This is a genomic window from Streptomyces sp. NPDC111802, from assembly GCF_055634335.1.
In genome coordinates this window covers 16,730-38,148 of sequence record NZ_JBVKCZ010000060.1, presented here as the reverse complement: position 1 = coordinate 38,148, position 21,419 = coordinate 16,730, and the positions used below count along the sequence as shown (strand labels likewise).

Genomic DNA, 21,419 nt, shown 5'->3' with positions numbered 1-21,419 from the left:
AGGCGCAAATAGGTATTGATCGAGTGTAACTACTCGAACCGATCAGGCCACACAAGCGACTTATGCACACAAGACGTTCCTAAACGCCCTCTTAGAGGGCGGTTCGTAAGGTGATGTCCGCTTCTGGCTGAGGTGGGATCAGGGACGCTGGTGGAGGTTCTGCCGGCTATTGCTTCCTGGCGAAGTTGCCGGTGTCGGCCTCGCTGAGGATTCCGAGTTTGACCAGGCGTTTCAGCTTGGCGCGGGTGCCTTCGACGTTCTTCGGCAGCAGTTCGTGGCCGAGGGCTTCGCAGACGTCATTGGCCCGTAGCGGCCCGGTCGCCTGGTTGAAGGCGGCGAGGATGCGGGGGTAGTCCGGGTGTTCGGGCAGGTCCGGCGCGACGGCCGGGAGCCGGTCGGCGAGACCGGTGACGGTCTTGCGGATGATCGTGAGGTGCTCCAGGTCCATCTCGGCGTCCTGCAACCGGGTCTGCAGGTGGTCGATCTGTGCGTGGAGGTCATCGGCGAGGGCCCGGGCGGCGTCTTCCTGGAGGTCCAGGGCATCGAACCGGGGCCGGATGTTCACGCCGCCACCGCCTGCGCCGCGCGCCAGGACGTGGGCGTACCAGGTAGAGCTGCTGGAGGTCTCCAGCTCGGGCGCGGCAGAGCGGGTGTACTGCGGTGCCCACTACCCCTCCGACGTGGCCGCCGGCGGCGGGATCGGGCTGGCTGCGGCCGCCCTGGTACACGGCGCACCGCATCTGTTATCTAGGGCCCCATCAGAGCGTCAGGCATGTGAGATATGAGGCCGTTTCCCTACGTGCCTAACGGCTATCCGATGGGTCGTCAGGCACGTTGGCCACGTGAGGGAAGTCCCGGTTATTGGGGTGTTCGGTGCGACGGCCTGAGCCAGATCTGCGGCGAGATCCGGGTTCTCCGGGCGCCACTTTGCACAGTCGGCCTCCCGTCCGCCCGGGTGCGCTGGAGCGCTCGGTGAACGCGCTCGGCCGGCACTCCGAAGATGGCCTCGTGTGCCGGATTTCCGTACTCGTACGGCCCGTGGACCGGAGGCCTGCTCACGCCGTTGACCATCGAACCGCGCTGGGCCATGGGGCGGGTAGTGGCATCCAGCGAGCGCTACCCGAAGCTGGAGGATCTGTGCGTTCGGCGCTGATATGGCTCGTACGGCTGTGCTCACTCGCGGCGTGGGTCGCGGCCGGCGTCGCCTGCATCTGGCTGTTGGGGGCCACCCCCATGGCCCGGCCCTGGCACGAACCCTTCGTGTGGGGTGCCATCGCCGTAGGGTGTGCGGTGGTGCGGGTTGTGGCGCTGTGGGTGCTGCGCGGCGAGCCCAAGGACGACGGGTTCACGGACGAGTTCTGGGTCAAGCTTCGCACCGGTGTCCTCTGGGTCCTCGTCGCGTTCTCCTCCGCCGTGTTCGCCGTCGCTCTCCTCACCTCGTCCAACGCGGGCGACAAGCTCGACGCCCTGCGAGACGCGGGCGCGGAGGTGAGCACCGCGGCGGTCGTGGAACGGCAGTCGACACGACAGGAGTTGAGCGACGGCGTCGTGAAGGGATACGCGTCCCGGCTCGTGGTGTCCGTGCCCGGCGGTGCCGAACGGCTCACCGTGCGCGGCGCTTTCACGCACGACAAGCCCGGCAAAGGAACCGAGGTCGACGTCCTGTGGGCCCGGTCCGACCCCGTTCTCGGCGGTTACGTCAATGAGAGCAAGGACCTGCCCACGCTCGCCGAGAACCGCTGGAAGGCCTTCCAGGACGACGAGTTGGGCATGGGCTCAATGATCGCCTTCATCGTCGTCGCGCTCATCGGCGCGATCCTGACCCCGGTGTTCGCCCTCATACCCGACGCCGACGGCCTTCAGGAAGTTGCCTGGTCGGCGCCGTTCCAGACCGTGCGCACGGCGCTGACCGTGCCGGTGTTCTGGGGCTGGAGTCCCCTGATGCTGGGGAGCCAGCCGAGCCTTCCGCAGATGCTCGTCGCTGTCGGCAGCTTCTGCCTCGTCCTGCTGGGGTACGTCGCCACCTCACTCCGCGGCTTCGGCTGACGTACGACGACGCCCTCTCGAATGAGGCGAGCCCACCAGTACCACGCCGAAGACATGAGTCTCACGTGCCGCCGACTACTTGCCTCCCGTGCCAGAAGCGCAGTAACCCACGTTGAGCTGCAAAGAAGACTTGACAACCTTAGAAACCCTTCGCCGGGGCGACATTTCCTCTGACGGTGCGGTGATGCGGTGATGCGGGGTACCCGGTGGGCGAGGCCACAGGCGGTGGGAGGTTCCGCCCAAGGAGGCGTTACACGCTGCGCCAGGCCGTCGCCCTCGACGGTGAACTGAGCGACGAGGCCCGCGAGACGTACTTCGCGCTCCTCACACCGCGCGATATCGACTGACGTTCAATGTCAGCTGGGGGACGGAGCCACTGCCAGTGGCTCCGTCCCCCAGCGCGTGACTGTCGCCGCAGCCGTGTTGCGTCCGTGCTTACGACGTCATCCGCATGCTCTCCCGTGACGGCCGCCCCACCCCGCTCGGCGACGCCATCGCCCACTACGGGCGGATCGCAAAGACCCTGCACATCTTGCGCCTGGCCGACGAGCCCGGCTACCGCCGCCAGATCAAGGTGCAGGCCAACCTCCAGGAGAACCGCCACTCCCTCGCCCGGAAGATCTTCCACGGCAGGCACGGGCAGCTCTACCAGCGTTACCAGGACGGTATGGAGGACCAGATCGGGGCACTGGGGTACGTCCTGAACGTCCTCGTCCTGTTCAACACCAGGTACATGGACGCCGCGGTGAACCAGCTGCGCGCGGACGGCTTCGATGTCCGTGATGAGGATGTGGCCCGCCTCTCGCCGTTTGTGCGGCACCACATCAACATACTCGGCCGGTACTCCTTCCAGCTCCCCGAGCTGCCCGGGGGCTTGCGGCAGCTGCGCGACAAGGACGACGCAGACAGCTCGTGATCAGGGCCCGGGGCGATCTCGCGGGTGACGGAACCCGTGGCGTGCGCGTTCTGGCTGCGACGCCGGGACGGCGCGTGTTCGTCAAGGTGTCTTCGGGTGGGGGAAGTCCGCCGGCCTGTCGTGCGCTGTGCCGGCGGACTCGGTGTGTGAGAGTGCGGCGAGGAGCCGCAGTTTCTCGTCGCTGTCGCTCTCCTTGTCGGGGTAGTAGACGACGAGGATGACGTCGTCGATGGGGAGTTTGTCCCGGTGGAGGCGTAGTTCACCGACGACGGGGTGGTGGACCGTGGTCGTGCCTCCGTCGAGGCTGCGGACGTCGTGGCGGGCCCACAGGGTGCGGAACCGCTGACTGGACAGTGCGAGTTCTCCAACGAGCTCGACGAACCGGGGGTTGTCGGTGTCGTCCCCGATGGTGGTGCGAAGGGTGGCGATGAAATCGGCGGTGGCTTTCGTCCAGTCCTGGTGGAAGGCTTGTTCCTCAGGATCAAGGAGGAGAGAACGCAGCCGGTTCTGGCCGGGCCGCAGCCGCGGGGAGAGCGCGACGGCCATGGGGTTGGAGGCCAGGACATCGAACGCGCGCCCTTCGACGAACGCGGGGATCTGAAGGTGGGCGAGCAGCTCGTGCACCCGCGCCGGTACGTGCTCGGGCCGCTTGCGGCGTGGCGCCCTGGGGCGTGCCGCCGCGAGGCCGAGCAGATACGTCCGCTCGATGTCGTCGAGCCGCAGGACGCGCGCGAGTGATTCGAGCACCTGGGGTGAGGGGTTCTTGTCACGGCCCCGTTCCAGGCCCAGGTAGTAGTCGGGACTGATTCCGGCCAGCAAGGCGACTTCCTCACGGCGCAGGCCGGGCACGCGGCGGTTGCCGCCGGGCGGGAGTCCTGCCTGCGCCGGGGAGACCAGCTGACGCCGGGCACGAAGGTAGCTGCCGAGCCGGTTGCCGGACTCCTCATCCTTCATACCGACACCGTAATGCGGTGCGCGTGTCTCAGAAGGGGCCCTGGCAGGACCAGGGAAGACGGGGGCCCCGCCACACCCAGCGAATGCCGTCAAGACTGCGGTGACACCGTTTTGAAAGAGACAGAGAACATCACTGTCTGCGCCGCGGGCCTGAACGCCGTCGGCGCCCTGGACTGAAGGGAAGATCTCGTGGATCTCTCCAACCGCACCGTTCTCATCGTCGGCGGAACCTCGGGCATCGGGCGAGAGCTGGCCCGCCGGTTCGCCGCAGCGGGCAGCACCGTGGCCGTTGGCGGCCGCAGCCCGGAGGCACTCTCGGAACTCGAGGGGGAAGGTTTCGGCACGTTCGGTATCGACGTCACGGACACTGCCTCCGTCGCATCTTTTCGTGATGCCGTGCTCGCCCGGTACCCCGAGCTGGACACCGTGGTGACCATGTCGGGGGTCATGCTCCTGGAGGACCTGCGCGACCCCGCGCACTTCGAGGTGGCAGAGATGACGATCGACACCAACCTGCTCGGCACCATCCGAGTCATCGACGCCTTCACCCCCCACCTGGTCCAGCGGGGCGCCGGTACCTTCATCACCGTCACCTCCGGAATCGCCTTCCTGCCGTTTCCCCCCATGCCCAGCTACGCCGCCTCGAAGGCCGCAGTGCACGCCTACTCCGAGGCACTGCGCGCGCAGCTCGACGGCACCGGTGTCGGCGTCGTCGAGCTCGTCCCCCCGGCTGTCGCCACAGCAGGTCAGGAAAAGGTGAACCCGCACGCGCTGCCGCTCGACGACTTCGCCACCGAGGTCATGCACCTGCTCTCGGAGAACCCGACCCCTCACGAAATCCTCGTGAAGGGCGTCCTCATGCACCGCTGGGCCGAACGCGACGGCACCTACGACGACCTCGTCGCACAGCGCTCCCAGGCCCTGGCCATGCTCCCCAGCCGCGAAGGATGACGCCCTTCCCCCGCCGGCAGCCTCCTCGCTCATCGCCCCCGGGCAGCCAACGGGCAGCCACACGTCCTGGATACGAACCCCGCCCCCGCGACCCACCCTGCCGGGCGGCGACGGTTCAGCGGCGGACGTCTCCGGGGGCGAGCAGACTGGTGAGTTCGGCGATCGCCTCCGGGGAGGGCTTGAAGTAGCGGCGGACGTTCTCCGGCTTCTTGTGCCGGGCCTTCGCCATCAGCATCAGCAGCGAGGCGCCCTGCTCGCCGAGGTGGGTCAGGGCAGAGTGGCGGTATTCGTGCAGGTGCCAGCCCGTTCCCAGGCCGCGCAGGGCGGTGTGCTCGTCCAGCAGCGCGCGGGCCTGCCCGTACGAGAGCCGGGCCAGCCCGGTGTCCGGGCACACATCGCGAGAGCTGACGACCTTGCCCGGCGCCTCACCCGCGACGCCCAGCCCCCTCATCGCCGAGCCTGTCCGGCAGGTCATCGGCGCCCGCTCGCACGGCCTGCCCCTGTACCTCGATCTGTCCGTCGACCGGTTCCTGGAGCTGAGCCGCAGCGGCCGCACCCCGCAGCCCGGCGACTTCGACCACGACCTTCCCCGCCCTGGTCTCCCGCACCCTGACCGACCTCACCCCCGACGAACGCCACGTCCTGCGCTCGGTGAGCCTCCTGGACGCCTTCGACGTGCCCCTCGCCACCAGAGCCGCCGACCTCGCCCACGAAGGGCCCGCCCTGCGGCTGACCGAGCGGCCCTTCATCCGCGAAAACCCCTTCGGCCTGTGGCCGTTCCACCTGCATGGCCTGATCCGCTCCGCCGTACGCAACGCCACGACACCACCGGCGACCGCTGGACCGAGCACGACTGGCAGCAGGCCGCCCGGCGCGCCTTCACCGTCCTGGGCGAACAGCACCAGGCAGCCTCCGGCCCGGACCGGCTGCTGCTGATCGCATGCCTGCGCCAGGGCCTGCGCCTGGCCCGCGACCACCGCCCGAGAACCTCGACTGGCTCACCGAGGCGGCCTGGACCTACGTCAGCGACTCCGTGTGGGAGCCCCCTCGCCCCACCCGACACCGACACCGCGGCGGGTCTCGACACCGCTGCCGACGCCCTGGTCGAACTGCTCAGCACGCTCGCCCGCCGCCAGCATGAGCACCGCTCCCGCACCGTCGCCCGGCTCACCACCGTCATCGGCAGCCGCCTGCTCCCCGACGACCTGCAGCACATGGCCCTCTACTACCGGGCCAAGGCCTACCGCGACATCGGACGCGGAGCGGACTCGCGCCGCGGATACCGACAGGTCGCCGACGGTGCCGGCCGACTGGCCCCGGCAGCCCGGCGCGGTCGCCGCACAGACCTTGGGATGGGAAGGACGCCACCAGCGCGTCCTGGGCGACATCTGGTGGCCCCAGGGCCAGCCAGGCCGCGCCGCCGACGCCTACCTCGCCGGGCGCCTCGAAGCCGGACGGCACGCAAAATCCGGCGAAGCCGCACACAACCAAGCCCTGCGCGCCCTCGCCATCGCCTTCTACGACCCCCACCAGGCCGACCATGAACTCGAGCTGGCCCACCAGCTCCTCGCTCACCTCGACCTGCGCGCGACCACGATCAACGCCGCCATCGCCGCCCTGGTCCGAGACGCCGGAAACCCCATCCTCGAAGACCGCATCCACGCCGTGCGCACCGAACTCGACATCGCCGGCCTCACCTCCATGACACCCACCCTCGAACTCGCAGCCGCCTTCCACCACGCCGTCCTCGACGACCACGAGGCGATGAGCGCCACCATCACCCAGCTGCGCGAACAGACCCAGAACGGGGACTACGCCTACTACATCGACATCGCATCCTTCATGGCCGACCTCCCGCTCCCTGCCGACCACACCGCCCCGCAATGGCTGGACAGCGAACACGCCACCCGCACCCGGTGGCGCGCGCTCGTCACCACCCGCCGCGACCTCCTCAACACCACGCGGTAGGCAGGGCCACGTCAGAAGGTGTGCGAGAACCTCCGCGTTGACCTACTCGGGGTCCACGAGGAGATCACGTTCGGTCCCCAGCCACGATTCACCGAATGCATGGCGCCTCGCCACACAAGGGCTCTGCGCTGGTCGCTGTCCTCGTCGGGCAGCTCCTGCACATGCTGGAGTAGGACTCGACGGGCAACATCCTCCGGGTAGTCGCTGGAGGTGATGGTCTTGCCTCCCGTGGTCATCCATACCGTGCCGCTCAGCCGCTGGACTTCCCAGGTCAGGTACTTGGTCATGCGGCATTGTCCCAAGCAGTCGAACCGAGCAAGAGGTTCTCCGCCCGCTGAACTCGGCACTGGCCCGCCACCACGGGGAGAGCGACGGGCCAGACCCACTCCACGCCGTGCCACACACTCACCGCAGCCGAGGGCCCTTGCCGGGCTGGCGCTCAGCTGCCCTGGCGGCTTGCAGTCGAGCCTCGATGTGGAGCCTGACCGTCGGGCCGAGGATGCGGCGCAGCTCCGCCACTACTTCGTCAGGCGGTTCGGGAGCTGCGGCCACGAGTGTGCGGGATCTGGTGATGACGTCGTCGCCGAGGATCTGTCGGCGCTGTGCTGCGTCCACGCCTCTCCAACGCGCCGCCGGACGCCTCGGATACGAGGAAGTATCCGGAGCGAGAAGGATGGCGTGCCGGCCCGACAGGAGAATCCGGGCCGCCTGCGGAGCCTCCGCGCCCGTCACAACCTCCGCTGCCTCCGACGCCACCGCTTCCCCCGTTCCCGCCGCCGGGCCCAGGAGAGGACGGCCGACGTTCGGCCCTGGGCCGGTGGCTGCGCAGCGTCCGACGCCGCCGTAGCTGACGTCGTGGCAGCCTGGTGTGTGGGGACCCTATTCCTTCGTTTCCCTACGGGCGTACGCGGATGACTGTCTTCCCGCTGCGTCGCGTGGTCGGGTTGAGGGCACCAATGGCATCGTCGAGGCTCGCGACGTCACCGATGTTTGTCCGCAGCCGTCCGTCCCGTACCCGCTGCACGATCTCACACAGTTCGGCACGATCGGCCTCGACAACGAAGTCCACCGCCAGGCCGTCAGCGGGCCGTGCCTCGACCGGGCCGACGATGGACACCAGCGTTCCTCCGGCCTTGATCAGGGCGGCGGACCCCTTCTGAACGTCGCCACCGATGACATCGAAGACCAGATCGACGCCCCCGACGTCTTTCAGCGCGTCGTTCTCGAGGTCGACGAACTCATGCGCGCCGAAGTCGAGTGCCTTCTCACGGTCGGCGGCGCGTCCGGTGCCGATGACGTAAGCGCCGGCCTCACGTGCGAGCTGGGTCACCATCGTCCCGACTGCCCCGGCTGCGCCATGGGCGAGGACGGTCTGGCCAGCCTGAAGGCGGCCGTGCTGGAACAGCCCCTGCCACGCGGTCAGGCCTGAGATGGGCAGGGACGCGCCTACCGTGAAGTCGACGTCGCCGGGCAGCGGTGCGAGGTTGCGTGCTTCGATCGCCACGTACTCCGCAAGAGTGCCGTCGCGGTGCCAGTCAGCGAGGCCGAACACCCGCTGCCCGACCGACAGCCCCGTCGTGCCGTAGCCGAGGGCGGTGACCACTCCGGCCAGCTCGTGGCCGGGGATCGACGGTGTCCTGTCACGGCCGGCGCGATCGGTCCAGGTCGATGGCCACTCCATCTCAGTCGGGACGAAGCCCGATGCATGAATCTGAACGATGACGTCGTTGATCGCTGCGGGCGGCTCAGGCCGCTCCGTCAACGTCATCCCGGCCGTTCCCGCGGCTTGGTCGGTTACCACAATGGCTTTCATAGAGAGTGTCCCCTTCCTCGTATGAGTTGTGGTTTCTGGTTTCCGGGCGGGTGTTTAGACGCCGACATTGTCGAGGATGCCTCCGGCCCGGCGGGGACGTCGTCAGGAGAGGGTGCGTTCAGTCGTCGTCAGCCCGGATTGCGCTTGAGATGTTTTTGGGCTCATCAGCCCACTTACTGAGTGAACACCGCTCGCGACTGGGCTGTCAAGCCCAATCCAGGTATCGTCTGAAGCATGAAACCCACCACGGGAGCTCGGGAGCCCCACCAACTCACCGGCAAGGGACAGGCAACGCGGGCCCGCATCCTGGAGCACGCCGCGGAGCTGATCTACACCAAGGGGGTCCACGCGACGAACAACGAACAGCTCCGCCGCGCCGCCGGGGTCAGCGGATCGCAGCTCAACCACTACTTCCCGACCAAGGAGAGTCTCGTCCTGGCCGTGATCGCCTGGCAGGCCGAGCGCGTCCTCACGTTCCACCGCGGGGAGCGATTCGCCTGCTTCGACAACCTCGACGCGTTTCGGGCGTGGGCCGATTTCTACGTCGGCTACGAGCGCGCCTACCAGGAAGGCTGCAGCCTCGGCTCCCTGGCGAGCGAGATCATCAAGACGGACCTTGACGTTCACGACGAGCTCGCGAGTGCGTTCGACCAGTGGAGGGTCATCTTCCGCGATGGAATCGAGCGCATGCAGCAACTCAGCCGCATCAGCGCTGAGGCAGATCCCACGCAGCTGGCCAATCTGCTCCTTGCCGCCTTCCAGGGCGGCATGCTCCTCGCGCAGGTCGCGCGGGACATCGCTCCGCTGAAAGATGCGTTGCAGACAGCCATCGACTACATGCAGACCTTCGCGACGTCTGCCGACGCCGACGTACTCCAAGCTCGGTAGCCGCTTCCACGTGTATGAATCAGCGGAGCTTGGGCATTATGCGGCGCTGCGGAGCACTCAGCCGCCGGCCGGGATACGTGGCTGCCGCTCCCCAGGGTGCGGTAGCCCGCCGGTCGACTCTGTTCAGGCCCATGACGCTGCTGTGGCGAGTCAGCTCTTGACGAACCGCCCGACGAACGCGAGCGCCTTCTCGGCGACGTCACGCCAGCCGCTGTCTATGGTCAGCGCGTGCCCCCGGCCAGGGATCTTCTCGATCTCGGTCACGCCCGGGTTGTCCTGCTGCTGCTTGTAGGAGGCGTTTACGATCGCCCACGGGACGGTGTTGTCCCGCTCGCCGGAGATGAGCAGGAGCGGTCCGCGGTCGGGGTTCTTGGTGTCGACCTTGGCCTCGGTCCAGGGATTGAGGTTTGCTGCGGCCGCCTGGAACAGCGGCTTGCCTGGGGTCGGCACCGCGTAGGTGTTGTAGAGCTGCTTGGCCTCGTCCTCGCTGACGGCATTGGCGAAGGCGTAGCGGAACTGCTCATAGGTCAGCGGCACTGCGCGGTTGCGGTTGGCCGGATTGCCGAGCACCGGGAAGCTCGACTTCAGGGTCGAGATCGGCAGGGGCAGGACCCCGCGGAAGGGGGCGGGGTCGATCGCCACCGACACCGCGGCCAGGCCCCGCCCGGCCAGGATCTGCGCCAGTAGCCCACCAGTGGAGTGGCCGATGATCGCCGGCTTGCGGTCCAGCCCACGGATGATGGTCCCGAAGTGGTCGGCGACTTGGCCGATCGACTTGCCGGCGAACACGTCCGGGTGCTCGGCGGCCTCCTCGACCGTCTCGGGGTCGTCCGGCCACCCTGGGGCCAGGGCTACATAGCCGTTGTCCTCGAACAGCTTCGCCCAGCGATCCCAGCTGCTGGGCAGCAGCCACAGACCGTGGACGAACACCACCGGCTGACGGCCGGTCTCGTTCGCTCGCTGGCACTGCTCCAGCTCATGTTCGGTGATCGTCTTGCCGTCCGGCGGGGAGTTCGACCCTGCGTCGGCCATGGCAGTTCCTCCTGGTGAGCCGGGGCATGTCTTCCGTTGAGCGGGTTCGAATGCGGGTGCCTCAGCCGGTCCCAAGCCCGGTGCGCAGGAAAGCGGTGGCCTGGCCGATGGCGGCTCGGGTGGCTTGGGTCTCGCTGAGCGCATTGAGCAGCATGAAGTCGTGGATGGTGCCGTCGTAGCGCACGGTTGTCACGGGAACGCCCGCTGAGCGGAGCTTGGCGGCGTAGGCCTCTCCCTCGTCCCGGAGCACATCGGCCTCGTCAACGCACAGGTAGGTGGGCGGCAGCCCAGTGACCTGCTCGGTGCTGGCCTGATTCGGCGATGCCGTGATCTCGGCGCGCTGTGCCGGGTCGGTGGTATAGGCGTCCCAGAACCACTCCATCGCCTTGCGCGTGAGGTAATAGCCGGTGGCGAACTGCTCATACGACGCGGTGTTCATCGCCGCATCGGTGACCGGGTAGTACATCGACTGCTGCAGGAAGGTGACGTCGCCGCGTTCCTTGGCCATCAGCGCCAGCGCGGCCGCCATATTGCCGCCCACCGATTCACCGGCCACCGCCATCCGGCTGGCGTCCAGACCTTTGGATGCCCCGTCTCGGGTGATCCACTGAGCGGTGGCGTAGCCCTGCTCGATCGCGGTCGGATAGTGCGCTTCCGGCGCGTTCGGGTACTCCACGAATGCGAGCGCCGCACGGGCGCCGACAGCGAGTTCACGCACGAGCCGGTCGTGGGTTTCGGCGTCTCCGAGGATCCAGCCTCCCCCGTGCATGTACACAATGACCGGCAGCATGCCAGTAGTGCCCTGCGGCTTGATGATGCGCACCCGGACGTCCCCCGCAGGGGAGGGAACCGTGATCCACTCTTCGTCGACCGGGAGCTTGCTGACCGGGGCAGACTGCGCGTCTGTGAGGATCTTCCGGGCATCGGCTGGCGCCATCTCGTACAAGAACGGCGGTGTCGAGAACGCCTCAGCAACATCCTGTGCCGCGGGCTCAAGAATGGTCGGGCTGGCAGCAGTCATGACGGTACTCCTTCACACGAAGGCTCAGACATGGACTTAGCCAAGAGCGCGCGGCGCATCATCGGCGCCCGCTCGTCACGCACCGGATCTTCCCGTTAACCAGGCAATCGCGGCCTGGTGGCTGCCCGCCGTGGCGGCGGCACGTCTCCACGTTCGTGACGCCTTCCATCTAACACCCACAAAAGGGGCTTCTCCAGCGGACGGCAGTGACGCGGCTCCGCTGCGCCTTCCCGGGGCTCTCGTCCCGGGAGCCTCGATAGCTTCTGTCCCATCGCGCGGGTCACGCCGAGCTCGGCAGCGTCCAGAGCTTGGCGGCAGGCCGGCCGCTCTTCGGTGCCACAGGCTGATTATGTGACGTCCCGTCGATGTTGCGCTCGCCAAGCCCTACTCCACACACCGGTGGCCGTGTTACAGGCTTCCTCGACTCAAGGGAGGGTGCAGGAGGCGCGGTTACGATGCAGCCACCTGCCCGGATACGCGCCACAAGCAGCGACTACTCCCCGTTTGACATGGTTCGGACCGGTGGCATGGTGGTAGGCGGGGGTGAAAGTTGGGAGGCTCGGCGTGGCATCCGGTTCAGCATGGCGTTCCGCAGCGCGGCAACTGCCACTCAGGGTCACCGTCGGTGCGTTCTTCCTCAACTCCGGACTGGCGAAACGCGACGCCGACCAGGCCACCGCCGAGGGACTCCAGCAGTTCGCCACCGCCACCTACCCCTTCCTGGGCAAGCTCGACGCCCAGAAGTTCGCCCGGCTGCTCTCCACCGGGGAGATCGCCATTGCCACCGCGCTGCTCCTGCCGGTCATGCCCGCCGCCGTCGCCGGAGCCGCACTCACCGCATTCTCATGCGGCACGCTCGGGCTCTACCTGCATACGCCGGGCATGCGTCAGGAAGGCAGTCTGCGCCCCACTGAGCAGGGAACCGCACTGGCCAAGGACATCTGGATGCTGGGCGTCGGCATCTCCCTCATCGCCGAGGGCACGACCGGACACCGGGGACCCGCGACCACTGCCCTCAGCCCTTGGCGCCGCATGCTGCGACGCTGACCAGATTCAAGGCACTGCCCACATGCCTTGCGCAGGGCGAGCCGGAGCGACGCGATGGCTTCTTCCGCTTCCGCGCGTTGTTGCGCACGTCCCAGTTGAGGTATCGACCGACTCACGGCAGGTAGCTCCGCTGGGTGTGGGGCGATCGCCGACCTGCTCGCAGATGCAGCGAAATACTCCATGACAACAAGCGCAGCACCGTACACATATTGCGGGCATCACTCCTGACGAAAGGCATGTCATGAAGTTCGCAGTCATCGGCGGTACTGGGCTGATCGGGTCGCAGGTCGTCAAGAACCTGAACGCCGCCGGGCACGAGGCGGTACCGCACTCGCTGTCCACCGGAGTCGACGTCATCAGCGGCCAGGGACTGAACGAGGCGGTGGCAGGCGCCGATGTCGTCGTCAACTTGACCAACTCCCCAACCTTCGACGAAGCCTCCCCGGCCTTCTTCCAGACCTCAATGGACAACCTTCTGGCCGCGGCCCAGAAGGGCGGCGTCGGCCACTTCGTCATCCTCTCGATCGTCGGCGCGGACCAGGTGCCGGAGCTGGACTACTACCGTGCCAAGATGCTCCAGGAAAACATCCTCGCGGCCGGGCCGATCCCCTACTCGATCGTCCGGTCGACGCAGTTCATGGAGTTCATGGACGCCGTCATGTCCTGGACCGCCGACGACGACACCGTCCGGCTGCCCGCCACGCCGATCCAGCCGATCGGCGCCAAGGACGTTGCCGACGCGGTGGCGGAGGTCGCCGCGGCCACCCCTCTGAACGGCATTCGCAACATCGCCGGCCCCGAGATTTTCTCCCTGGACGAGTTGGGCCGGATCACCCTGTCCAGCAAGGGCGACAACCGCACCGTCGTCACCGACCCCACCGCCGGCATGTTCGCCATCGTCAAAGGTGACGTCCTCACCGACAAGGACGCTCACCTCGCCCCCACCCGCTACGCCGACTGGCTCTCCTGACTCGCTCCCGCTCTCTCATGGGCCGCGATCCCGATGGACTTCCCGGCATCATTATCTCGTGATCGGCGATGAGCTACACGCCCCGGCTCAGTCCGTAGCCATATTGGGGAACCGACGAAATGCAGCGCTCCGGGTGACGAATGGGTGAGGCCCGGTCAGGAGCGCCACTCGGGCAACCTGTCGACGAGTTCCTGCATGGCAGTGGTGGCGCCGCCACGGTCGGGGTGGTGGCGTTGAGCAGCGCTCGCCAGGCCGTACGGAGGGTAAGTGTCGTGTCGTCGTCCAGCTCGGCAAGTTCGAAGACCCGCGCCCTGGCTTTGGGGATTGATGTTCCCCTGGGGGCATTCGCGCGGCGTGCGTTGAACTGCTCCTCCCCTGCTGCCCGCTCGGCTTCTTCCTGGGCCCAGCGCTCCTCCTGACGGCGCCAGCGTGCCTCCTGCGCCCGCCATTGGGCCTGCCGCTCCGCCCGGTTCGCACCGATCGCACGCCACCATCGACGCTGGTCAGCCCGCTGCTTGTCGAACGCGCGCAGGTCAGCTGTAGGTTGCCGGAGCCTGGATCGGTACCGCCAACTGGCTTGTTTGCAAGCATCCGAGCAATAGGCCGGCACCGGGCCCGTCGTCGGCGGCCGCGACGACACGCGGCCGCACGAAGGCCACTCGCATCGACACCACGTCGCCCCACGCACTCCAGCATTTCGGTCCCGGCGCGCCACCCGTCCTCCTGGAGACGAACCAGAGCGGCGCGAGTGGACTTCAAATAAATGTGATCGATGGCAAACAGGTACGGCTCAACGACCGATCCCGAGAGGTATCCTTTTGCCTTTCAGGCCAGCTCAGCAGACGCGCCAGGGCAATTGGCCGGCAAGTGGGCGGACCGACCGCCGTTTGACCTCTCAGACTCGCGTAGGCGCGCAACGGAGTCCTCAGCTCGACCACTTCAGCAGGTGGTCGGACTGAGGCTGCCCGCCGCCAGTCTGACCACCGGGAAGGTCAACTGGTGGACTGGAACGCCATCACTCTCACGGTCCTGGCTGTTTTCGGCGTGCTGAGCCTGTTCGTTACGTTGCTCACTCAGCTCGTCAATCAGCTTCCTGATCTCATCAAGGCTGTACGTGGAGCGCTGTCCGCGTTGAAGCCTGGCGATGACGACACCGCGATTTAAGCGTCAAGGCTGAGCTATCCCTTGACTGCTTTGGCTGCAGCGGCGCGCGTACAGTCTCCGCTGCAGCCACCCGGTGGGCATGGTTACAGCACGCCGAGCAGGGCGTTGTCTTCCCACTGGTCGACGACTTCGAGGTAGCCGGCGAGGACCTTGGAGTGCGGGGCCCATCCGCCCTGCTTGGCGATGACGATCTGGTCGTGGCCCTTGAGGCGGTAGGACGTGGCGAGTCCGCGGCGGGGGCTGTGGCCGGTGAAGCGGATCTCGATGCCGGCCCGTTCGCCGGCGCGGGTGACGATGTCGCCGATGGATTCGGGCTGCAGTCCGCTCTCCAGGACGGTGTGCCAGCGGTTGTGCAGGCGGCGCCATGCGTAGCCGTCCGGGTCGGTGAGGTCCGCAGCCTCCTTCCACGCCTGCCAGGCCCTCACGGGGCAGATCGAGGGCCCGGAGCCAAACGGGACCGGGACGATGCGGGGGCGGCCCTTGGACACGCGCAGGTCGGCCAGGATGCCGCCGGGGGTCTCGGCATAGTCGCGCACCCGGTTGAAGGCGAGTTCGTGCTCGCGGCCAGCGACGGCGAAGTGCATGAGCACCAAGGCACGGTCTCGGATGCCCATGAGGTTGTCCGGGCAGGCGGCGCTGATCTTCACCAGGTGCTCGACGAGTAGCGGCGGGGCGTGCCCCCGGCCGCGGGTCTGCCCTTGTTCCTCCATCTCCTTCACCAGTTGCTTGAGCCGGTTGCAGGCGTGCCGGGCCACGCCGGCCTCCAGTCGCACGTGGTGTTCGGCGCGGGCAGACACCACGTGCCGGAGATCCGCCGGTCGATGGTCGACGGCGCAGTACACGTCCCCTTCCTTCCCCCGGGCTGGGTCCACAGCCACTCGACGAACATCACCAACGTGCCCGGGGTGATAGCGAGTACGGGCACTCCGGAGGCGGTGCAGAACTTCGCCCAGCTCGCCCAGTCCTGGGCGTAGCTTCTGCGGGTGCTCTCCGGGCGGCCGTCCGTGACGGTGTGCATGGCCTGGCGGTCGATGTGGTCGAGCACGGCCCGGGTCGCGGTGTCGTATTCCTCCGGCCGGGCTGGCCCGGCCGGGATGACAACCGGTTCGACCGCTTTGGAACGGGGCTGGCTGGTGGAGGCGAAGCCGGGAAGGTTCACGCTGCCGGCATCAGAACAGGCTCATGATCCTGGTGCTGTCGGGCGGCCAGGCGGCGGTTCATGAGTACGATCATGGACCACCGGATGACGGCTTCGCTGGTGTCGGTGCGTCGCTCGTAGTCCCGGACCAGGCGGCGGCTGCGCAGGAGCCAGGCGAAGGATCTCTCGACGACCCAGCGGCGGGGCAGTGCCTGAAAGCCGCGGACGTCGTCGCTTCGGCGGACGACGTCGAGTACGAGTCCGAGGTGCTGGGCAGCCCAGTCCTGGAGGTGGCCGCGGTAACCGCCGTCGGCCCAGATTCGGGAAAGCCGTCGCAAGCGAGTGTTGGCCGCGGGCAGCAGGATGCGGGCAGCATCCCGGTCGATCGTGGACGCCGACGTGACCAGTACGTCCAGCAGGAGTCCGAGGGTGTCGGTGAGCAGGTGCGCTTGCGCCCGTTGATCTTCTTCCCGGCGTCGAACCCCCGTGAGTCGAGTGCGACGCTGGCATCCGCCTTCACCGACTGGGAGTCCACGACCGCCCCACTCGGCTCCGGCCCCCTGCCTTCCGCTCGGCGGACCGCCTGGCGCAGACGTTCATGCAGTTCGGTCACCAGCCCCGCATCCCGCCAGCGGGCGAAGAAGGCATACACCCGCGGCCAGGGCGGAAAGTCGGCCGGCATCGCCCGCCATTTGATGCCATTGTCGACGAGGTAGCGCACCGCGTCGATCATCTGCCGGTGGCAGTAGCCCTCCGGCCGCCCGCCCCGGCCCGACAGCCAGCCCGGAACCGGCAGCAGATCCCGCCCCAGAGCCCACTCGGCATCGCTCATGTCCGAGCCGTACCGGGGGCGGCGATCCGGGCGGTCGACCGCGTTGGCGAACCTGTGGGCGAGGCAGTCACACCCACGAGTGGACGAACTGGACCCGGCAACCACGACCACGCGACACTTCGACAACAGGGCCTCTTGCATCTCGCTGGACTCGACAACCGCGAGCTACCAAGAGGCCCTTCTCTCATGCCCCCGCGCCGGCCAACTCACCCGAACCAGGAAGCTGTTCGAACCCACCGACCACACGAGCGAATGAGAACAGCCAGTTAGATCATGCCTCCGGCGGCGTTGATGGTCTGGCCGGTGATCCATCGGGCGGCGTGGGAGGCCAGGAACGCGACGACGTCGGCGATGTCGGCCGGTTCGCCCAGGCGGCCCAGCGGTGTGCGGGCCTTGGCGTCGTCAATGACGTGCGGGGGCACGGTGGCTATGACGTCGGTACGGGTCAGGCCGGGCAGGACGCTGTTGACCGTGACGGATCTCGAGCCCACCTCCCAGGCCAGCGTACGGGCGAGTTGGTCACCGGCGGCCTTGCTGGCGGCCAGCAGCGCCATGCCGGGCAGCGGCGACACGGTCAGGGCGGAAGAGATCAAGATGATCCGGCCGTGGTCGCTGATGCGCTGCGCGGCCTCGCGCAGGGCGATGAATGTGGCCCGCACGTTGGCGTGCAGGTACTGGTCGAAGTCGTCATCGGTGGCGCGGGCCAGCGGCCCAGCGGTCGCCGTGGCCGCGTTGTTCACCCACACATCCACCCGGCCGTACTGGCTCTCGGCCGCATCGAACAGTTCCGTGACCGCCTCGGGGCGGGTGATGTCAGTGCGGACCGCGGTGACCTGCCCGCCCGCGTCCTCGATCTGCTCCACCGCCTGCGCGGCCGTCTCCTGGTCGCGGGAGCCGATGACGACGCGCATCCCCGCCGCGGCGAGCTGGCCGCTGATCGCCCGTCCGATTCCGCGCGATCCGCCGGTGACGACTGCAACCCGATCCTCGGTACGCATGACCCCTCCAATTGGTCGACCCTATGGATAGTCCACAGCATCGACTAACTTGGTAGAGGGTGTCAACTGTCCAGGCAGTAGACTGCCTGCCATGGCCGCCGCACCCGATGACAAACTCGTCGAGACGCTGATCGGCGTCTTCATGGAGATCGACGGCCTGTTCAGCACAGCGAGCCGCCAGCTGGGACTAACGCCCCAGCAGGCGCAACTGCTGTGCTTCGCCCAACATCTGCAGCCGTCGTTCGGCGAGCTCGCGACCCTGCTGCACTGCGACAAGACCAACATCACCGGCCTGGTCGACCGGCTTCAGCGACGCGGCCTGCTCACCCGCCAACCCGACCCCAACGACCGCCGGATGACCCGCGTCCACCTCACTCCCCAGGGCGAGGCGGTCACCGAACAGTTCCAGCAGGCCCTCAACACCACCCTGACCACCCGCTTCAGCTCCTGGCCTAGCACCCAACGCGACAGCCTCGTCCACCTGCTCCAATCCGCCACAACGGCACTACGATCCTGACCAGCGGCCACCTCCGACCTCCGAGGGTCACCGCACCGCGTAACGTCACCACGAAGCCGGAACCACGCCCCCGATTTACGCCGGACGCCGGACGCCACCGAGCTTGGCTATGAGGCCGCACTGGTGTTGAGGTGGCGGCCGTAGGTTGGTGATGGCCACCTGGATCGGTTGCATAGCAGGGTGTGCAGCGGCCTACCCCAAGATTCGAACATGCGGTTGGCGTGACCGACCACACATCTGAAGATGGCCGTGCTGAAGCCCCCTCGGGGTGCTTCGGGTTCTGGTGAGAACCGAGAGTTGAACCGTGTGGCCGGCTGCGAACCGGTCGCGCGATCCCTTCGGAGGGTCTTCGAAACCCTCCGGTGGCAGATGGGGCGCCAGCCGAGGTGACTGCGAATCACGTGGGACCTGGGTCTCCCGGGCGGCCAAGCCGCCCAGAGCAGTCCCTCATCGCCGTCACCGCACGCCCCAACCGCAGCAAGTCTGACCAGGACCCGCCGAATGGCTGCCACCATCCGCCGACGTCCACTGCCGCTTTCGCTCGCGGATGCAGACCGAGGCGCCCGACCAGTACGCCCGCGCGCAGGCAGCGCACCGCCGCCACTGAGGCCGTCCAGCAGCATGCCGAGCGGGAGGCTTCCCGCGTCCCACGCGTCCAGCACGACGTGGCGAGCTTCCAGCCGCCGCTCTCTCCGTCCCGGGGACGACGTTACTAGCCGGACTTCCGGCCGGTCGGTCGCGCCGCCATCTCTCCCACCAGGTCGCCGGGGCCTCGCATGGCGAACAGCGTCGCGGACTGCCGACCTAGTCGCGTGCACATGGCTGACCTTGCTCGGCAGCCTGCGCGCACAGGAGGAGGCCCCAGGTGATCACTGGATCACCCGGCGCCTCAAGTGCCCGCAGGCGCGGTCCTTCCTCACTGAAGGAAGAACTGCCTGGCCTGCGGCAATTTCCCCATGCGGAACAGATCCCGGACAAGCCGAGTGGCCCCAACCCCATCCGGCCGGTCTCGAATCAACCCCGCGAAGAAAGCCCCGGTCATGCCCCTGCCAGTGCGCAGCCGACGCTCCTCGGTGTGTCATCTCACGTTGACGCTCAAGATCCGACGTAATCAAGGAGCTTCATGCCTCCCAGTCAGTTGCACGACGCCACCCGAGCTGGTCAAGCCCGGTATCGCGCGCCAATTCCACCCCTGCCCAGCAACCCAGCACTCGCGCACCACAAGAACACGAGCCGCTGTGGCTCACCTACGACGGCAATATCAGCGGCGCCGTCCGCCGCCTCAAGGCGGCGCAGCCACGGCTGACCAAGGGCCGGAGCGCCGGTCGTTCGGGGGCAGTTGGACCCAACAGAGCCACGCGGCGCGACGAGCGCGATCACACACACGGCCGATTAAGCGGCCCCGCGTCAGCTGGGGACGGGCCAGGCGCGCAGCAGGGCGGCGATCTTGCCGCTCGTGCAGGCGGGGTCGCGCAGTAGGTCGCGGAGGGCGAGGGCGTCTTCGCGGGTGGGTTTGACCGGGATGCCGGAAGTTTCCAGGTACATCACGCCGGTCGCCGCGGCGACGGCCATGTTGGAGCGCTCCAGCCAGCGGCAGCGGCCGAGGATGTGTACGAGGGCCGCGGCGCGGGCGTAGGGGCCGTCGTAGACCGGTGTGTCGAGGAGTTCGGCCTGGTGGCAGGCGACGGCTGCCACCGGAACGCCGTAGTCGTCGGGTGCCGGATCTCCGGCACCCGCCAGCTCGGCGACCTGGAGGACCCAGGGGACGTCGATGTGCAGGTCCATCAGGCGGCGTGCGCTCCCGGCGCCTGGCGCTCGGCGTCCTCAGCCTCGTCGAAAACGTGCTGGTGCTCGTCGAGGAAACGGCGAGCGGCATCCAGGCCACGCTGGCGCAGCCCCTCGGCGTCGTCGCGGACGAGACGGGCGATGTAGTCGCCTAGGTCCAGGCCGCGGTCCTTGGCCCGGGCCTGAGCGAGTTTCTTGACTTCGGGGTCGACACGGACGCCGAGCTGAGTCTTCGCCATACACCCATGGTAACAGCTGTTACCAGTCCGCGAGAACCAAGCCGCCCTCGCCTTGCACGACATCATGCGCAGGGCCGCTTTCTCGGTCGGCGCACATCTCGAAGCGCGGCGCGATCTCGCGCGCCGCCCGCGCGTTGGAGGCCGAAGTTGTTGTAGGAGCCGTGCTCGCGGCCGGGTCACCAGTGCGGAGTGCGCGCTGGGCTGGAACGGGGTGTGCCTGCGGGTGAGGGCTGTTGGTCGGTGCAGCGGACGGTGAGGTGAGCTGTCGATCAGCTGAGGGCTCGCTTGTGGCTGCCGGTCCTGCTCGGGCCCTCGATTCCTCTCCGGCGGCGGCTCGGTGGGCGCTGGCGCGGACGGGTGGAAGAGGATGGCCCGGGCTGCAGGCGGGGGCAACAAGGCGGTGAGCGCGGAGAGGGTCAGCGAGAAGAGGAAGGCGCGACCTGCATCCGCGAGGTGGCGCGAAACGCGCGCTGAAGCCGGAGTCTGCTGTCAGTCCCCTGCGCTTTGATCACCTCGACCCGGCGTGGACACGCCATGGGTCTGTCCACGCTGTTCTGACCAAACAGGGGGCACAACTTGAGATCGAGAAAGCTGCTGGCAGGGGGTGCGGCATCGCTGGCGTTGTTGGGCAGTTGCCTGAGCGTTGCACAGGCCTCTGCGGCTCCCGTACCCGCACCGGCTGCAGTCGCACGGTCGGCCGGGGACGTCGGCCCAGCCGCGCAGAATCCTGTACCGCTGCCGGAGGATCTGGAGGAATCGTCGCAGGAGTTGGACGACGAGATCTCCGCGCCCGTGCCGGAGGAGTTGGAAGGAGAGCCAGCACCCGCATCGGAGATACCGGGGGAAGACGAGCGCGCGACAGAGGAGTTCGTGGCCCCCGATCCGAAGGTAGCCACGCCGGAAGACGAAGCAGCCTGCCGTGCACAGCTGGTCGCTGCGGTGGCGGCGGGCGGCGAGAGCGCGGCGCCCCTGGGAGAAGCCGGCCGAGCCGAACAAACTCACACCCGCTCGCGTGCGGCGGGGGTTCAGGAACCTGCGCGCGAAGACCGGCTCTCCGGCCGGTGCACCGAAACCGACCCGCCCCCGGCCAGGCCGGCCACCGGGCTCGAAAACCGTCGCCCGACCACCCGCCACGGTGAG

At 67.9% G+C, this 21,419-nt stretch carries 25 protein-coding genes and 4 pseudogenes; 12 read left to right on the top strand and 17 right to left on the bottom strand.

Annotation, left to right across the window (positions count from 1 at the left end):
- Positions 1-166 precede the first annotated feature (166 nt).
- Entirely contained in the window at positions 167-565 is a 399-nt protein-coding gene (locus tag ACZ7NC_RS39960) for a hypothetical protein (protein ID WP_471496210.1), read from the bottom strand.
- Between the two features lie 572 nt (positions 566-1,137).
- Between ACZ7NC_RS39960 and ACZ7NC_RS39955 the strand changes: the two genes are divergently transcribed.
- From ACZ7NC_RS39955 to ACZ7NC_RS39945, 3 genes and pseudogenes are all read left to right on the top strand, one after another.
- A complete protein-coding gene (locus tag ACZ7NC_RS39955) occupies positions 1,138-2,046 on the top strand; it encodes a hypothetical protein (protein WP_471496208.1) in 909 nt (302 codons plus the stop codon).
- A 206-nt stretch (positions 2,047-2,252) separates the two neighbouring features.
- Complete coding sequence (locus ACZ7NC_RS39950) at positions 2,253-2,393, top strand: hypothetical protein (protein WP_471496206.1); 141 nt, start codon at positions 2,253-2,255, stop codon at positions 2,391-2,393.
- An 80-nt stretch (positions 2,394-2,473) separates the two neighbouring features.
- A pseudogene (locus tag ACZ7NC_RS39945) lies at positions 2,474-2,962 on the top strand (Tn3 family transposase); the annotation flags it as partial.
- A gap of 81 nt (positions 2,963-3,043) precedes the next feature.
- On the opposite strand, the gene ACZ7NC_RS39940 reads toward ACZ7NC_RS39945, so the two are convergent.
- Positions 3,044-3,916, bottom strand: coding sequence for a helix-turn-helix transcriptional regulator (locus ACZ7NC_RS39940; RefSeq protein ID WP_471496204.1), 873 nt, complete (start codon positions 3,914-3,916; stop codon positions 3,044-3,046).
- Positions 3,917-4,105: 189 nt separating this feature from the next.
- Here ACZ7NC_RS39940 and ACZ7NC_RS39935 point away from each other — a divergent pair, with 189 nt between their 5' ends.
- The gene (locus ACZ7NC_RS39935; RefSeq protein WP_471496202.1) at positions 4,106-4,867 is read left to right on the top strand and encodes an SDR family oxidoreductase; all 762 of its coding nucleotides are present in this window, start codon (positions 4,106-4,108) and stop codon (positions 4,865-4,867) included.
- 115 nt (positions 4,868-4,982) lie between these two features.
- Here the strand turns inward: ACZ7NC_RS39935 and ACZ7NC_RS39930 are convergent.
- A pseudogene (locus ACZ7NC_RS39930) lies at positions 4,983-5,288 on the bottom strand (site-specific integrase); the annotation flags it as partial.
- 4 nt (positions 5,289-5,292) lie between these two features.
- Positions 5,293-5,475 carry a hypothetical protein gene (locus ACZ7NC_RS39925; protein ID WP_471496200.1) on the bottom strand — a complete coding sequence of 61 codons (183 nt, stop codon included), beginning with the start codon at positions 5,473-5,475 and terminating at the stop codon, positions 5,293-5,295.
- 43 nt (positions 5,476-5,518) lie between these two features.
- On the opposite strand from ACZ7NC_RS39925, the gene ACZ7NC_RS39920 reads away from it, so the two are divergent.
- The gene (locus ACZ7NC_RS39920; protein WP_471496198.1) at positions 5,519-5,803 is read left to right on the top strand and encodes a hypothetical protein; all 285 of its coding nucleotides are present in this window, start codon (positions 5,519-5,521) and stop codon (positions 5,801-5,803) included.
- 86 nt (positions 5,804-5,889) lie between these two features.
- On the opposite strand, the gene ACZ7NC_RS39915 is transcribed toward ACZ7NC_RS39920, so the two are convergent.
- The gene (locus ACZ7NC_RS39915; protein ID WP_471496196.1) at positions 5,890-6,081 is read right to left on the bottom strand and encodes a hypothetical protein; all 192 of its coding nucleotides are present in this window, start codon (positions 6,079-6,081) and stop codon (positions 5,890-5,892) included.
- 85 nt (positions 6,082-6,166) lie between these two features.
- Here ACZ7NC_RS39915 and ACZ7NC_RS39910 point away from each other — a divergent pair, with 85 nt between their 5' ends.
- Complete coding sequence (locus ACZ7NC_RS39910; protein ID WP_471496194.1) at positions 6,167-6,835, top strand: hypothetical protein; 669 nt, start codon at positions 6,167-6,169, stop codon at positions 6,833-6,835.
- An 11-nt stretch (positions 6,836-6,846) separates the two neighbouring features.
- Here the strand turns inward: ACZ7NC_RS39910 and ACZ7NC_RS39905 are convergent, their stop codons facing one another.
- The 3 genes from ACZ7NC_RS39905 to ACZ7NC_RS39895 all read right to left on the bottom strand — a co-directional run bounded on the left by ACZ7NC_RS39905 (position 6,847) and on the right by ACZ7NC_RS39895 (position 8,648).
- Entirely contained in the window at positions 6,847-7,122 is a 276-nt protein-coding gene (locus ACZ7NC_RS39905; RefSeq protein ID WP_471496192.1) for a hypothetical protein, read from the bottom strand.
- A gap of 118 nt (positions 7,123-7,240) precedes the next feature.
- Positions 7,241-7,450, bottom strand: coding sequence for a hypothetical protein (locus ACZ7NC_RS39900; protein ID WP_471496190.1), 210 nt, complete (start codon positions 7,448-7,450; stop codon positions 7,241-7,243).
- Positions 7,451-7,730: 280 nt separating this feature from the next.
- The gene (locus ACZ7NC_RS39895) at positions 7,731-8,648 is read right to left on the bottom strand and encodes an NADP-dependent oxidoreductase (protein ID WP_471496188.1); all 918 of its coding nucleotides are present in this window, start codon (positions 8,646-8,648) and stop codon (positions 7,731-7,733) included.
- Between the two features lie 234 nt (positions 8,649-8,882).
- Here ACZ7NC_RS39895 and ACZ7NC_RS39890 point away from each other — a divergent pair, with 234 nt between their 5' ends.
- The gene (locus ACZ7NC_RS39890; protein ID WP_471496186.1) at positions 8,883-9,536 is read left to right on the top strand and encodes a TetR/AcrR family transcriptional regulator; all 654 of its coding nucleotides are present in this window, start codon (positions 8,883-8,885) and stop codon (positions 9,534-9,536) included.
- A 150-nt stretch (positions 9,537-9,686) separates the two neighbouring features.
- Here ACZ7NC_RS39890 and ACZ7NC_RS39885 read toward each other — a convergent pair whose 3' ends face one another.
- Positions 9,687-10,568: an alpha/beta hydrolase gene (locus ACZ7NC_RS39885; protein ID WP_471496184.1), complete on the bottom strand. Its 882-nt coding sequence runs from the start codon at positions 10,566-10,568 to the stop codon at positions 9,687-9,689.
- Between the two features lie 61 nt (positions 10,569-10,629).
- Complete coding sequence (locus tag ACZ7NC_RS39880; protein WP_471496182.1) at positions 10,630-11,589, bottom strand: alpha/beta hydrolase; 960 nt, start codon at positions 11,587-11,589, stop codon at positions 10,630-10,632.
- Positions 11,590-12,153: 564 nt separating this feature from the next.
- Between ACZ7NC_RS39880 and ACZ7NC_RS39875 the strand changes: the two genes are divergently transcribed.
- The 3 genes from ACZ7NC_RS39875 (at position 12,154) to ACZ7NC_RS39865 (ending at position 14,770) form a co-directional block, all read left to right on the top strand.
- Positions 12,154-12,636: a hypothetical protein gene (locus ACZ7NC_RS39875; RefSeq protein WP_471496180.1), complete on the top strand. Its 483-nt coding sequence runs from the start codon at positions 12,154-12,156 to the stop codon at positions 12,634-12,636.
- A 241-nt stretch (positions 12,637-12,877) separates the two neighbouring features.
- Positions 12,878-13,606: an SDR family oxidoreductase gene (locus ACZ7NC_RS39870; RefSeq protein ID WP_471496178.1), complete on the top strand. Its 729-nt coding sequence runs from the start codon at positions 12,878-12,880 to the stop codon at positions 13,604-13,606.
- A 999-nt stretch (positions 13,607-14,605) separates the two neighbouring features.
- The gene (locus ACZ7NC_RS39865) at positions 14,606-14,770 is read left to right on the top strand and encodes a hypothetical protein (RefSeq protein ID WP_471496176.1); all 165 of its coding nucleotides are present in this window, start codon (positions 14,606-14,608) and stop codon (positions 14,768-14,770) included.
- 83 nt (positions 14,771-14,853) lie between these two features.
- Here ACZ7NC_RS39865 and ACZ7NC_RS39860 read toward each other — a convergent pair whose 3' ends face one another.
- The 5 genes and pseudogenes from ACZ7NC_RS39860 to ACZ7NC_RS39840 all read right to left on the bottom strand — a co-directional run bounded on the left by ACZ7NC_RS39860 (position 14,854) and on the right by ACZ7NC_RS39840 (position 17,738).
- Positions 14,854-15,525 carry a site-specific integrase gene (locus ACZ7NC_RS39860; RefSeq protein ID WP_471496174.1) on the bottom strand — a complete coding sequence of 224 codons (672 nt, stop codon included), beginning with the start codon at positions 15,523-15,525 and terminating at the stop codon, positions 14,854-14,856.
- Positions 15,486-15,929 carry a hypothetical protein gene (locus ACZ7NC_RS39855; RefSeq protein ID WP_471496172.1) on the bottom strand — a complete coding sequence of 148 codons (444 nt, stop codon included), beginning with the start codon at positions 15,927-15,929 and terminating at the stop codon, positions 15,486-15,488. The genes ACZ7NC_RS39860 and ACZ7NC_RS39855 overlap by 40 nt, the downstream gene beginning before the upstream one ends.
- Positions 15,926-16,315 carry a transposase gene (locus tag ACZ7NC_RS39850; protein WP_471496212.1) on the bottom strand — a complete coding sequence of 130 codons (390 nt, stop codon included), beginning with the start codon at positions 16,313-16,315 and terminating at the stop codon, positions 15,926-15,928. The genes ACZ7NC_RS39855 and ACZ7NC_RS39850 overlap by 4 nt, the downstream gene beginning before the upstream one ends.
- A gap of 251 nt (positions 16,316-16,566) precedes the next feature.
- A pseudogene (locus ACZ7NC_RS39845) lies at positions 16,567-16,740 on the bottom strand (transposase); the annotation flags it as partial.
- Positions 16,741-17,006: 266 nt separating this feature from the next.
- Positions 17,007-17,738, bottom strand: a complete 732-nt coding sequence (locus ACZ7NC_RS39840; RefSeq protein ID WP_471496170.1) for an SDR family NAD(P)-dependent oxidoreductase — start codon at positions 17,736-17,738, stop codon at positions 17,007-17,009.
- A 91-nt stretch (positions 17,739-17,829) separates the two neighbouring features.
- Between ACZ7NC_RS39840 and ACZ7NC_RS39835 the strand changes: the two genes are divergently transcribed.
- Positions 17,830-18,255: a MarR family winged helix-turn-helix transcriptional regulator gene (locus ACZ7NC_RS39835; protein WP_471496168.1), complete on the top strand. Its 426-nt coding sequence runs from the start codon at positions 17,830-17,832 to the stop codon at positions 18,253-18,255.
- A gap of 1,407 nt (positions 18,256-19,662) precedes the next feature.
- Here ACZ7NC_RS39835 and ACZ7NC_RS39830 read toward each other — a convergent pair.
- Both ACZ7NC_RS39830 and ACZ7NC_RS39825 read right to left on the bottom strand, forming a co-directional pair.
- Complete coding sequence (locus ACZ7NC_RS39830; RefSeq protein ID WP_471496166.1) at positions 19,663-20,040, bottom strand: fic family toxin-antitoxin system, toxin component; 378 nt, start codon at positions 20,038-20,040, stop codon at positions 19,663-19,665.
- Entirely contained in the window at positions 20,040-20,279 is a 240-nt protein-coding gene (locus ACZ7NC_RS39825) for a hypothetical protein (RefSeq protein ID WP_471496164.1), read from the bottom strand. The genes ACZ7NC_RS39830 and ACZ7NC_RS39825 overlap by 1 nt, the downstream gene beginning before the upstream one ends.
- A gap of 949 nt (positions 20,280-21,228) precedes the next feature.
- Here ACZ7NC_RS39825 and ACZ7NC_RS39820 point away from each other — a divergent pair.
- Positions 21,229-21,413, top strand: a pseudogene (locus ACZ7NC_RS39820) (NF041680 family putative transposase); the annotation flags it as partial.
- Positions 21,414-21,419 lie beyond the last annotated feature (6 nt).